The organism is Vreelandella sp. EE27 (assembly GCF_968206495.1).
This window is the reverse complement of record NZ_OZ309109.1, coordinates 3156277-3167595: the sequence shown is the minus strand read 5'-3', so window position 1 is coordinate 3167595 and position 11319 is coordinate 3156277. Positions and strand designations below refer to the sequence as shown.

Here is an 11319-nt window from a genome sequence, read left to right as displayed (position 1 = left end):
TGTCGTGGCCGGGAAGTGGTTCTCGCAAGCGTGGTCGTCTTTAACGTTGGCTTAGCCGCCAATCTTGTGCGGCACCACCTCGTGGCCAAGCTCCTTATAGCGCTGCCAACAGGCGCGTTTGGTAACGAGCACCTGCTGGTGCTGGTTGATGATTTCGGCAACTCTTGTGAAGCGCTCGATCCCTTCGGGAATGTCCGGGTGCAGGTTCAAAAGCGCGGTCTCTTCCGCCGGGGTAGGCAGCGCGCCAAAGCCCAGCGTGATGGGCACGCTTGCAGCCATGTCGCTACCTTCGATCGCGTGGGGCAGGTAGGCGTCCTCGCGAAAGGTCCAGAGCGCGTCGTCGGCTTGCTGCGCCAGCGCCTGGTCCTCGCAGTGAAGGTGCAGCCGGTAGCCCTTGCGGTAGATGGTATCCGCTAGCTTGCAGGCAAAGGCGAGCCGCGCCTCCAGGGTGGTGTCCTGAAGTATGTAGAAGTCGATTCGCGCCATGGAATTCCCGCATTGAAACGTCTGAAGGCCTGAAAGGTCGCCGCCGCACGAGGCGGCGGCGGGAGGGGTTACACCAGCTGGGTGAGCCAACCATGCGTGTCGTCGCTGCGCCCGTACTGAATGTCCAGCAGGGTTTTGCGAATGCGCATGGCCACTTCATTGCCGCCGTCGCCGTTCAGGCGAATGCGCTCGTGCTCGGTGACCAGCTCGCCCACCGGGGTAATTACCGCGGCGGTGCCGCAGGCGAAGACCTCGGTGATCTCACCGGACTCGGCACCTTCGCGCCATTCGTCGATGCTGATCGGGCGCTCTTCCGGGGTCAGGCCCATGTCTTTGGCAAGCGTGAGTACCGAGTTGCGCGTTACGCCTTCGAGAATCGTATCGGTCAGGCGCGGGGTGACCAGGCGGCCATCCTTGAACACGAAGAACAGGTTCATGCCACCGAGCTCTTCGATCCACTTGTTCTCCGCCGCGTCCAAAAACGCGACCTGGCCGCAGCCGTGGCCTTCGGCCTCTTTCTGCGCGGCCAAGGAGGCTGCGTAGTTGCCGCCGCACTTGGCAAAGCCGGTGCCGCCAGCGGCGGCGCGCTTGTAGGTGGACGAAAGCCAGATCGAGACCGGGTTCACGCCGCCCTTGAAGTAGGAGGCCGCGGGGGAGGCGATCACGTAGTAGTCCACTTCGTGGGCCGGGCGAACGCCCAAAAAGGCTTCTGAGGCGATCATGAACGGGCGCAGGTACAAGCTGCACTCGTCGGCATCGCTTTGCGGGGTGGGCACCCAGGTGTGGTCCTGGGCCAGCAAGGCTTTGATCGAGCCCAGGAAGTCCTCATCGGAAAGCTCGGGGAGTGCCAGGCGGCGGGCGCTACGGCGCAGGCGCTCGGCGTTTTTCTCCGGGCGGAAGGTCCAGACCGAGCCGTCCGCGTGGCGGTAGGCCTTGATGCCCTCGAAGATTTCCTGGCCGTAGTGCAGCACCGCGGCGGCCGGGTCCAGGGTCAGCGGCCCGTAGGGGCGCACCTGGTGGCCGTGCCAATCGGCGTCGACCGTCCAGCGCACGTGCGCCATGTGGTCGGTGAAGTGTTTGCCAAAGCCTGGGTTTGCCAGCACGCTTTCGCGAAGGTTGTCCGGCGCTGCCTGATTGGAGGGCAGAATTTCAAAACGAGTTGCTGAACTTGCAGTGGGCACGGCGTATCGTCTCCGCAAAGCACCCCCGCGGGGGTAAGCATCAAAAATGGGGAAGGCGCCCGGTCGGCTGGGCGCCTTGATGTTTCAGGTTTAACGGTTGTGGCGGTGAAAGGCAACCGTTACGCGCCATAAGCGCTTATTTTGTCTCGGTATCGACCTGGGCGTCGGTTTCGCGGTCTAGCAAATACTGGGTCAAAAGCCCCACTGGGCGGCCGGTAGCGCCTTTTTGCTTACCCGAGTGCCAGGCCGTGCCGGCGATATCCAGGTGCGCCCAGGGGAAATGATCGGCAAAACGTGACAGAAAGCACGCCGCGGTGATCGTACCCGCCGGGCGCCCGCCGATATTGGCAAGGTCCGCGAAGTTGGAGTCCAGCTGCTCCTGGTATTCGTCCCAAAGCGGCAACTGCCAGGTGCGATCCCAGGCGGTTTCGCCGGCTTCCAGTACGTCGAGGGCCAGGTCGTCGTCGTTGGACAAAAGCCCGGTGGCGTGATGGCCAAGGCCGACGATGACCGCCCCGGTGAGCGTGGCGATATCGATGACGCTGGCTGGGGTGAAACGCTCGGCGTAGGTGAGCGCATCGCACAGTACCAGCCGGCCCTCGGCGTCGGTGTTGAGCACCTCGACGGTCAAGCCCTTGAGGGTCTTGATGATGTCACCAGGCTTGGTCGCTGCGCCGTCGGGCATGTTTTCGGCGGCGGCCACGATGAATACCGCGTTGAGCCTGGGCTTGATCTCGAGTACCGCCTTGACCGTGCCGAACACGCCAGCCGCGCCACCCATGTCGAACTTCATCTCGTCCATGCCGTCGCCAGGTTTGAGCGAGATGCCGCCGGTATCGAAGGTGATACCCTTGCCGATCAGTACGTGGGGGGCTTCATCCGGGTCGTCGGCGCCCTGGTACTTCATGACGATCAGCCGTGAAGGCTCGACGCTGCCGCGGCCGACCGATAAAAGCGAGCCCGCGCCCAACGCTTCGAGCGCCTCTTCGTCCAGAATTTCCACGTCGAGGGCGCCGCGCGACTCCTTACCCAGCTTTTGCGCCTGTTCGGCCAGGTAGCGCGGCGTGCAAACATTGCCGGGCAGGTTGGCCAGCGTGCGCGTAAAGTTGACGCCCTGGCCGATCGCACAGCCGATTTTGGCGCCGTACTGGGCGTTTTGCACCTCGCCGTTTTCACTGACGATCAGGTGCAGTTTGGCAAGCGTAGGCGTGGGGGCCGGAGCGGATTTGAACTGGTCGAAACGGTAGAGCGCGCGCTCGGCGGCCTCCAGGGTCTTGCGCGCCTTCCAGGCGGTGTCGCGCCCTTCCAGCGGGATATCGGTGAAGGCGGTGCTGGCTTCGTCGATGGGCAGTTTCACCAGCGCCGTCATGGCGGCCTCCATCGCTTTGATGACCGCCGCTTCCCGGCACTTTTCGCGCTCGCCAAGGCCGACCAGCAGAAGCCGCTGCGCGCCAAGCCCGGGGGCGAAGGGGATCAGCTGAACGTTGCCCAGGGCTGCGTCGAAATCGCCGCGCTCGAGTAATTGGCCGATCAGCCGCTCGCTCGCGTCGTCCAATTTCGCCACCGCGGGCAGCAACTCGCTATCTTTATAGACGGGCAGAACAAGGCACGCCGTTTCGGATTTGGCGGGATTGGCCGTCTGAACGGAAAATTCCATGACGTCTCCAACAAGACAAGCATCAAGTGATTCGCGATAATACCGCGATCGTACGTTGTATTAGTGTACCCAAGCCATGAACGCATTGCATGGTCACCTGCAGGCTTAGCCGGAGAGCGCGTTGATTTTATTTCGGTACTTGACTCGTGAAGTGTTACTCACCATGTCGGCGGTGGCCGGCATTTTGTTGCTGGTCATCATGGGTAGCCGCTTCATTCGCTACTTCGCCGATGCCGCCGAGGGCGATTTTCCCGTCACCATTCTGGGCAGTTTGATGTTTTATCACCTGCCCGGGTTCATGGAGCTGATTCTGCCGCTGGCGTTTTTTCTCGGCATTCTGCTCGCCTACGGCCAGCTCTATATGAATAGCGAAATCACCGTGATGGTCGCCTGCGGCATGAGCCCCACGCGCCTTTTGCGGGTAACGCTGCTGCCGGCTTCGGTCGTGGCCGTGCTGGTGGGGCTTTGCAGCCTGTGGCTCACCCCGGCCGGGGCGCTTTTAACCGACGCCACCATCGAGGAGCAGCGCAGCCGTTTGGATGTCTCGGTGCTCGCCCCCGGGCGCTTTCAGTCCTTTGGCGGCGGGCGCACGGCGTATATCAGCGATTTCAACAGCGACGGCACCGAAATGCAGGAAGTGCTGGTGCACGAGCAGGCCAACCCGGATAGCGACAGTCCGCACAGCTACATCACCCGGGCGCGCGCGGGCCATCAGGAGACCCGAATGGAGACCGGCAGCCGCTTTCTGGTGCTGGAGGAGGGCGAACGCTACGGCGTCACCCCCGGGCGCCAGGCCGCCGAACGGCTGGTTTTCGATCGCTACACGCTGCGGTTGGGGCTCAGCCGCGAACGCCAGGAACTCGATTCGCTGGAATATGCCACCACGGCGGATCTATGGCGCGAGCCCGGGCCGCGCGCCCAGGCGCAGTTTCAGTGGCGGGCCGGGCTTCCGCTGATGGTGTTCGTGCTGGCGCTGCTGGCCCAGCCGCTCTCCCAGGTCAACCCGCGCCAAGGGCGGTTCGCCAAGCTCTTGCCGGCAGTCTTTTTGTACGTCGCCTATTTAAGCCTGCTGCTGGCCGCCGTGGATGCCATCGGCAGCGGTACTCTCGCCACCACGGTAGGGGTGTGGCCGGTACATGGGCTCTTTTTGGGGCTCGGGTGTCTGCTGATTTGGCGCTCGCAACGTAAAGGAATGCGCTAATGCTCGGTTTTTTAACGCCGGCGGATCGTTTGGACCGCTACATCGCCCGCAACATACTGGGCGCTATCGTCATCGTACAGATCGTGCTGCTGGGTCTGGATATAACCCTGGCCTACATTGGCGACCTGGGCGACACCCAGGGGAATTACTCGGCACTAGACGTGCTTTTGTATCTTGGCATGCGCCTGCCCTGGCGGTTTTATCAATACGCCCCGGTGGCGGTGCTGATCGGCGCACTGATCGGCCTGGGCACCATGGCCTCCAGCAACGAGCTGACCGTGATGCGCGCGGCCGGGCGCTCGCTTGCGCGTATCGTCTGGGGCGTGATGAAGCCGGTGCTGTTAGTGGTAGCGGTGGTGCTGCTGGTGGCGGAGTTCGTCAGCCCCCGAACCGAGCAGTTCGCCGAAGCCTGGCGGCTGGAGCAGCGCCAGGGGGAAGGCACCATGCTCACAAGCCGCAGCGGCTGGCAGTTCGAGGGCGACAGCGTGTACCGTTTTGGCGCCATTCGCGCCGACAACGTGGTGCTCGATTTGACGCGCTACCGTTTCGAAGAGCGCCGCCTGGTCGAAGCGACCCGTGCTGAGCGCGCTTACTGGGAAGAGGGCGTGTGGCAGTTGGAGGACGTGAACACCACGCGCATTTATGACGACCACACCGAGTCCGAGTACGTGCCCCAGGCGATGTGGGAAACCGCGCTAACACCCACCCAGCTGGAGCGGCTTTTACGCGATATCGAAAGCCAGGCGCCCAGCGAGCTGTGGGCCTATGCTAACTTCCTGCAAAGCCAAGGGCTTAGCGCCGAGCAACCGTTGCTCTACTTCTGGCAGAAGGTGCTGATGCCGCTGACCATGGCCTCTTTGGTCTTGATTGCCGCCTCGTTCGTTTTCGGGCCGCTGCGCACCGTAGCCGCCGGCACCCGGGTTTTCTACGGGGTCGTTACCGGGCTCGTTTTCAAGTACGTGCAGGATCTGCTGGCGCCGGCTTCCAGTATCTTTGGTTTCTCGCCGGTATGGGCGGTGCTGGTGCCTACGTTGGCGTGTGCTGTTGTGGGGGGCTACTTCCTGCACCGAAACGGCTAACCGCTTAAAAGATCCGAAAAGCCGGGTACCCAAAAGTGGCCCGGCTTTTTTGTGCGATTTTTTCAATCCAGGGCCTGGGCGCTAACGTACTGTATTGGTTTTATAAAATGCGAGGTAACTAAAAACGCTTAACAAAAGCGACTGATTTTTACTTGATAAGATGTATGCGAATCATTTACATTCGGTTTATGCATTTTATGAGGTGATGTCATGTACGTGTGCATGTGCAAGGGTGTGACCGACCATCAAATCCGTCAGCAGGTGAGCGACGGCGCGCGTAGCTTTCGCGACGTGCGAGAAGCCACCGGCTGCGCGACCCAGTGCGGCAAGTGTGCCTGCCTTGCCAAATCCATTACCCGTGAAGCAATTTACGACGAGCGCCAGCAAGCCGATATGGGTCTCGCTTACGCCGTATGACGCGAATCACTATTGTTTAAGTTACTTTTAGCAAATAACTGATTTGTTTGAATTTTTAGCTTGCTCCTTTATACTCTCAGTCATCCGGGAGTATGCCTTGTGGGCCGCTGCTCCTTTAATGACGTAACTGCTTGATTGTCCGAAAAACCTTTTACGACAAAAAGAGCGCACGCACAAAGAAGGTGATATATGAAAGGCGATCCCAAGGTTATTCAACATCTCAATATCGCACTGGGTAACGAACTCGTTGCGATCAACCAGTACTTTTTGCACGCCAAAATGTACAAGGACTGGGGCCTAAAGGCGCTGGCCAAGTGGGAATACGACGAATCCATCGAAGAGATGCAGCACGCTGACAAGATCATCGAGCGCATCCTGTTTTTGGAAGGGCTGCCCAACCTGCAGGACCTGGGCAAGCTGCATATCGGTGAAAACGTCAAGGAAATGCTCGAGTGCGATCTCAAGATCGAACACGACGGCCGTAACGACTACATCGAAGCCATCACCTACTGCGAAAGCGTGAAAGACTACGTGACCCGCGACATGCTGCGCGATTTGCTGGCCGATGAAGAAGAGCACATCGACCACATCGAAACCGAGCTCAGCCTGATCGATAAAGTCGGTGTCCAGAATTACATGCTGCGCCAGATGCAAATGGCCGGCGAAAACGAATAAGCCTTCGTTTAGCCCAAAAAAACCCCGAACCAGGTTCGGGGTTTTTTTATGGACGACCCTTTATTTGGACGGGTCGACCTGCTCGGTTTGCGCCCCGGAGTTGGGTTTGGCGCCCCCCAGGCTTGGCTCTTGACCCAGCGGCTCGGGCTTATTCTTGATCGAGTACTGGCTGCGCCCGTCAAGCGAAGGTCCTTCGCCCCAGCGGCCTTTCGGTGCGTCTTTATCCAGCAAGGTGTTCAGGTAGTAGTAGGAGTGCTCGGTCGCCTCGTGCTCTTCCGGCGTCGAGTTGGGAATCGGTAACTGCGCTTCCATTCCACCCAGCTCCTCGATGATGGCCAGCCACTGCTGCTGGTGATAGGTATCCCGGGCGATCAAAAACGACAGGAAGTCCTTCATGCCGTGATCGTCGGTCCAGTTATAAAGACGCGTGGCCAGAACGCGCCCGCCGGATTCCGCCGCCACGTTGGCCATCATGTCCGCGCCGATATTGCCGGTGGCGTACACGTGGCTCATATCAAAAGGCACGCCGTTGGCGTTGACCGGCATGGCCGAAAGGCCCGATGACAGCAGGTGGCGCGGGTTTGCGCCGCCCAGGATGGCGTTCATCACCGGGTCCTTGGCGGTTTCTTCCTGATAGGAAACCGGCGCGCCTTCCAAGTTGAGCGCAACGGCATGGCCCAGCATCTCGATGTGCGATAGCTCTTCGGTGGCGGTCGACATCAGCATGTCACGAATACGGTCATCGCCGCGGGCGCCCATCGCCTGGAAGAAATACTGCATGGCCACGCGAATTTCGCCCTCGATACCACCAATCGCCTGTTGCAGTAGCATGGCGAACTGGGGGTTGGGCTTGTCGACCTTGACCGGGTACTGAAGTTTGGATGAATGATGAAACATGATTACTCTCCTTAGTCATTTGCCAAGGGGTTCCTTGGTCATTACTCCGGCAACTCTTTGTTCAGTAAAAAATTGTTCAATAAAAATGAACGTTTACTATTGAACAACGAGTGTGGAGTAACTGGCTTTTACGTTTCGTCAAAATGTAGTGCTTCCTGCCTTTCTCAGCCTGGCACATAAGAAGAGATATTCGAGTATTAATCGCTATTATTGTTTGAGTAGTTGGTTTTTAATTTAAATCAAATATTTATAATCTTTATAGTTTGATTTATGTTATGCGTTTAGGTGTCTTTAAGTAATGTTAGTTGGTTTCAATATTGTCTATAACTATCAATGCGCTGCTCTTTTAGTCTAAATTAAGTTGGCTGTTTTTATGTTAAGAAGTTAATACAGGTTAATTATTTTTGATGCTTTAGACGATGTCGTGAAGTCTGGCTTGGCGATGAGAGCACGACACTAACAGTACTTTTAAAAAGTATTCTTTAAAAGTGCTTTAAAAAAACCGCCCGGCGGTATTAACCGTCGAGCGGGCTGGAGCTGGATCTAACGCTGGGGGAAGAGGTTAGCGGTTCTGTGCTGCGAAGGCGTCAGATCCTTCGAACGCCGCGACCGGCTCGTCCACGGAGAAGGTCGCCCGGCTCAGGCGGCGTACGCGCTTCATGAACAGCGCGATGCACACCAGCGTGCCAAGTGCGGCCACTACGTAGCTCATCTGCAGCGGAAGGCCGAACCCGATCGGCGCGAAGGCCAGGTAGGTAAAGGTCGCCATGGTCATGAAGACCGCAGGAATCGCCGTGATCAGGTAGGGCTTACGTGACAACACCAGATACATGGTGCCCACCCACAGGGCGATCACCGCGGTGGTCTGGTTAGCCCAGGAGAAGTAGCGCCATAGCAGCGTGAAGTCCATGTGGGTCAGCGCGTAGGAGATCACGAACAGCGGCAGGGCGATCATGATGCGCTTGGCGATCGGTTTCTGGGCGATTTTTAGGTAGTCGGCAATGATCATGCGCGCACTGCGAAACGCGGTGTCACCGGAGGTGATCGGCAGCACGATAACGCCCAGGATGGCCAGCGTACCGCCCACGGCGCCCAGCATGGTGGTCGAGACTTCGCTCACCACGGCGGCGGGGCCACCGGCGGCGAGTACGTCAGACAGCGTCTGGTCGCCGTAGAATAGGCTCATGGCGGCGGCGGCCCAGATCATCGCGATCACGCCTTCGGTAATCATCATGCCGTAGAAAATACGCCGCCCGTTGGATTCGTTTTCCGTGGTGCGCGAGATGATCGGTGTTTGCGTGGCGTGAAAGCCGGAAAGCGCGCCGCAGGAGATCGTCAAAAACAGCAGCGGGAAGATGGGGGCGCCTTCCGGGTGCATGTTGGCAAACGAAAGCTCCGGAATCGGCGCGCCGGTCACGATCAAGCCAATGCCAATACCCGCGGCGCTAAACAGCAACAGCGCGCCAAAGTAGGGATATACCCGGCCGATCACCTTATCGATCGGCAACAGCGTGGCGATCAGGTAGTAGGCAAAAATCGCAAGCGTAATGCCCACCAGCGAAAGCGAGGTCATGTTCGCCAACAGCGTAGCGGGGGAGGTCACGAATACCGTGCCCACCAGTAACAGCAGCAACAGCGCGAAGCCGTTGACCACGTGTTTCATCGCCTTGCCCAAAAACTTGCCCGCCAGTTGCGGCAGGTGGGCGCCGTGGTTACGAATCGAGATCATGCCGGTCAGGTAGTCGTGCACCGCACCGGCAAAAATGCAGCCGATCACGATCCACACAAAAGCCACGGGGCCGTAAAGCGCGCCCAGAATCGGCCCGAAAATAGGCCCCACACCCGCGATGTTAAGAAGCTGAATGAGTGAGTTACGCGTGGTGTTCATCGGCACGTAGTCGATGTTGTCGCGCATGCTAAAAGCCGGTGTCGGACGCTTTCGGTCGGCGACGAACACGCGGTCAACGAACTTGCCGTAGGTAAAGTACCCTACTATTAGCAGCAGTATCGAGGCGATGAAGGTGATCATTGGGGGCACCCGGTGGTGGTCGGTGGCAAGGGGGAACGGGCGGGGGCAGCAGGCGTTAGGCACGGCTGGCCTGCCCAAGCCTGCGAATGTATCTGTTCGCGGCGGGATTCGCTCTACGACTTTAGTTTCCCTTGCCGGGCCACGGGGCTTTATAACGCAAAACGGGCAGCCATGGGCTGCCCGTTTTCGATTCACACGAGTGCGAAGATCAGGACGTGGGGGTAACGCCACACAGCATGCGGGCACCGCCGCCGCCCAGATGCGGCTCGTCTTCGTAGGTGTCGCCGCCTTCATGAATGATCAAGGCGCGGTCGGTGATGTCGTCCATGCTCAAGCGCGGCGCGAGTACCGGAAGGTTCGCTTCACCGTCTTCGTTCACCGTGAGGACCGGAAGGTCACCCAAGTGGCCTTCGCCGTAGGGGCCCTGGTGGGTGTCGGTTTCTTCCGGGTCGTAGTGACCACCGGCGGCCTGGGCGGCGGTCATTTCGCCGTCGTCATCCTCGGCGGGTTCGCAGCTCGGGTTCTGGTGCAGGTGGAAGCCGTAAATGCCGGGCTCCAGGTCGGTAATGGAGGGCGTCAGCAGCACGCCGCCGAACTCCGAGCTTTCTTCGATAGTCACGGTGCCCAGCGCTTCTTCTACGCCGTCGGCGGTGACTTCGTGCATGTTTACTTCCAGCGAGTCGCTGGTTTGGGCATGGGCAGCGCCTGCTAGTAGAAGGGCCGCTGCAATACCGGTAAGAGGGGTTGCTAAACGCATGTGGTTTCTCCTTTCCTGTTCCATGGAAGCCCCGAAGGGTGCCTTTACAAGGTAGCTGCTTGGCGCCGGTGGCGCCAACGTGGCCGGGGGTTATTATCCTGGCCGGGTGACAACCGCCGGCGAAGCCGCGACAATAGCGCCACTTTTTTTGCGGGGAAGGCCATGGCGGCGTTACGCATTCTTTATCAGGACGAGCACCTGGTGGCGCTGCACAAGCCCGCCGGGCTTTTGGTGCACCGCTCCAAACTCGCCCGGGGAGAAACCACCTTCCTGCTGCAAATGCTGCGCGACCAGCTGGGCCAGCGGGTCTATCCGGTTCATCGGCTGGACCGGCCGACCTCCGGGGTGATGGTCATGGCGCTCTCTTCCGAGGCCGCGAGCAAGCTAAGCCAAGCGTTCAACGAGCGCGTGGTGGAAAAACGCTACCTGGCGGTGGTGCGCGGCAAGGCCCCGGACGCCGAGACCCTCGACTACCCGCTGCGCGAAGAGGACGGCACCCGCCCCAAGGCGGAAATGCCCGCCCTAGCCGCGCGTACCGATATCACACGGCTGGACAGCGTGGAACTGCCGGTGCAGGTCGACCGCTACCCGGTGGCGCGCTACTCGCTGGTCGAGGCGCGCCCGCTGACCGGGCGGCGCCATCAAATACGCCGCCACCTGTCCCGCCGCGGCTATCCCATCATTGGCGATGCCAAACACGGTAAAAGCGTACACAATCGCTTTTTCGCCGAGCAGCTTGACGCCCCACGGCTATTGCTGGCGGCCAGCCACTTGGCTTTCGACCACCCGTTTCAGTCGGCCCGCTTGAGCATCGGCTGCGCGTTGGACCCGGTGATGACCGCGCTTTTCGAGCAGTTGGGTTGGGCCGGGCACCTGCCGCTGGATGGCGCCCGTCTTGAGGCGCTAACACCGGATACCGACGCGACCCCGGCACGTTAAC

At 59.8% G+C, this 11319-nt stretch carries 11 protein-coding genes; 5 read left to right on the top strand and 6 right to left on the bottom strand.

Going from position 1 to position 11319, the window contains the following annotated elements:
* Nucleotides 1-51: 51 nt before the first annotated feature.
* The 3 genes from ACWHVV_RS14765 to ACWHVV_RS14755 all read right to left on the bottom strand — a co-directional run bounded on the left by ACWHVV_RS14765 (nucleotide 52) and on the right by ACWHVV_RS14755 (nucleotide 3324).
* The gene (locus ACWHVV_RS14765; RefSeq protein ID WP_447926908.1) at nucleotides 52-486 is read right to left on the bottom strand and encodes a DNA polymerase III subunit chi; all 435 of its coding nucleotides are present in this window, start codon (nucleotides 484-486) and stop codon (nucleotides 52-54) included.
* 68 nt (nucleotides 487-554) lie between these two features.
* Complete coding sequence (locus ACWHVV_RS14760; protein WP_447926907.1) at nucleotides 555-1667, bottom strand: branched-chain amino acid aminotransferase; 1113 nt, start codon at nucleotides 1665-1667, stop codon at nucleotides 555-557.
* 136 nt (nucleotides 1668-1803) lie between these two features.
* Nucleotides 1804-3324, bottom strand: coding sequence for a leucyl aminopeptidase (locus ACWHVV_RS14755; RefSeq protein WP_447926906.1), 1521 nt, complete (start codon nucleotides 3322-3324; stop codon nucleotides 1804-1806).
* A gap of 121 nt (nucleotides 3325-3445) precedes the next feature.
* On the opposite strand from ACWHVV_RS14755, the gene lptF reads away from it, so the two are divergent.
* The 4 genes from lptF (at nucleotide 3446) to bfr (ending at nucleotide 6696) form a co-directional block, all read left to right on the top strand.
* Nucleotides 3446-4525, top strand: coding sequence for an LPS export ABC transporter permease LptF (lptF, locus tag ACWHVV_RS14750; RefSeq protein ID WP_447529782.1), 1080 nt, complete (start codon nucleotides 3446-3448; stop codon nucleotides 4523-4525).
* Nucleotides 4525-5604, top strand: a complete 1080-nt coding sequence (lptG, locus tag ACWHVV_RS14745) for an LPS export ABC transporter permease LptG (protein WP_447926905.1) — start codon at nucleotides 4525-4527, stop codon at nucleotides 5602-5604. Before lptF ends, lptG begins: the two co-directional genes overlap by 1 nt.
* 210 nt (nucleotides 5605-5814) lie before the next feature.
* Entirely contained in the window at nucleotides 5815-6021 is a 207-nt protein-coding gene (locus ACWHVV_RS14740; protein WP_447529780.1) for a bacterioferritin-associated ferredoxin, read from the top strand.
* Between the two features lie 189 nt (nucleotides 6022-6210).
* Nucleotides 6211-6696, top strand: a complete 486-nt coding sequence (gene bfr, locus ACWHVV_RS14735; RefSeq protein ID WP_447529779.1) for a bacterioferritin — start codon at nucleotides 6211-6213, stop codon at nucleotides 6694-6696.
* A gap of 60 nt (nucleotides 6697-6756) precedes the next feature.
* Here the strand turns inward: bfr and ACWHVV_RS14730 are convergent, their stop codons facing one another.
* The 3 genes from ACWHVV_RS14730 to sodC all read right to left on the bottom strand — a co-directional run bounded on the left by ACWHVV_RS14730 (nucleotide 6757) and on the right by sodC (nucleotide 10379).
* Nucleotides 6757-7593, bottom strand: a complete 837-nt coding sequence (locus ACWHVV_RS14730) for a manganese catalase family protein (RefSeq protein WP_447926904.1) — start codon at nucleotides 7591-7593, stop codon at nucleotides 6757-6759.
* A 562-nt stretch (nucleotides 7594-8155) separates the two neighbouring features.
* The gene (locus ACWHVV_RS14725; protein WP_447894207.1) at nucleotides 8156-9622 is read right to left on the bottom strand and encodes a carbon starvation CstA family protein; all 1467 of its coding nucleotides are present in this window, start codon (nucleotides 9620-9622) and stop codon (nucleotides 8156-8158) included.
* A gap of 208 nt (nucleotides 9623-9830) precedes the next feature.
* A complete protein-coding gene (gene sodC / locus ACWHVV_RS14720) occupies nucleotides 9831-10379 on the bottom strand; it encodes a superoxide dismutase [Cu-Zn] SodC (protein WP_447926903.1) in 549 nt (182 codons plus the stop codon).
* A 162-nt stretch (nucleotides 10380-10541) separates the two neighbouring features.
* On the opposite strand from sodC, the gene ACWHVV_RS14715 reads away from it, so the two are divergent.
* Nucleotides 10542-11318, top strand: coding sequence for a pseudouridine synthase (locus ACWHVV_RS14715; protein ID WP_447926902.1), 777 nt, complete (start codon nucleotides 10542-10544; stop codon nucleotides 11316-11318).
* Nucleotide 11319: the final 1 nt, after the last annotated feature.

Bases quoted from the DNA above. Each gene is read 5' to 3' on its own strand.
- ACWHVV_RS14765 (WP_447926908.1), bottom strand. From the start codon at position 486: ATGGCGCGAATCGACTTCTACATACTTCAGGACACCACCCTGGAGGCG.
- ACWHVV_RS14755 (WP_447926906.1), bottom strand. From the start codon at position 3,324: ATGGAATTTTCCGTTCAGACGGCCAATCCCGCCAAATCCGAAACGGCG.
- lptG (WP_447926905.1), top strand. From the start codon at position 4,525: ATGCTCGGTTTTTTAACGCCGGCGGATCGTTTGGACCGCTACATCGCC.
- ACWHVV_RS14740 (WP_447529780.1), top strand. From the start codon at position 5,815: ATGTACGTGTGCATGTGCAAGGGTGTGACCGACCATCAAATCCGTCAG.
- bfr (WP_447529779.1), top strand. From the start codon at position 6,211: ATGAAAGGCGATCCCAAGGTTATTCAACATCTCAATATCGCACTGGGT.
- ACWHVV_RS14730 (WP_447926904.1), bottom strand. From the start codon at position 7,593: ATGTTTCATCATTCATCCAAACTTCAGTACCCGGTCAAGGTCGACAAG.
- ACWHVV_RS14725 (WP_447894207.1), bottom strand. From the start codon at position 9,622: ATGATCACCTTCATCGCCTCGATACTGCTGCTAATAGTAGGGTACTTT.
- sodC (WP_447926903.1), bottom strand. From the start codon at position 10,379: ATGCGTTTAGCAACCCCTCTTACCGGTATTGCAGCGGCCCTTCTACTA.
- ACWHVV_RS14715 (WP_447926902.1), top strand. From the start codon at position 10,542: ATGGCGGCGTTACGCATTCTTTATCAGGACGAGCACCTGGTGGCGCTG.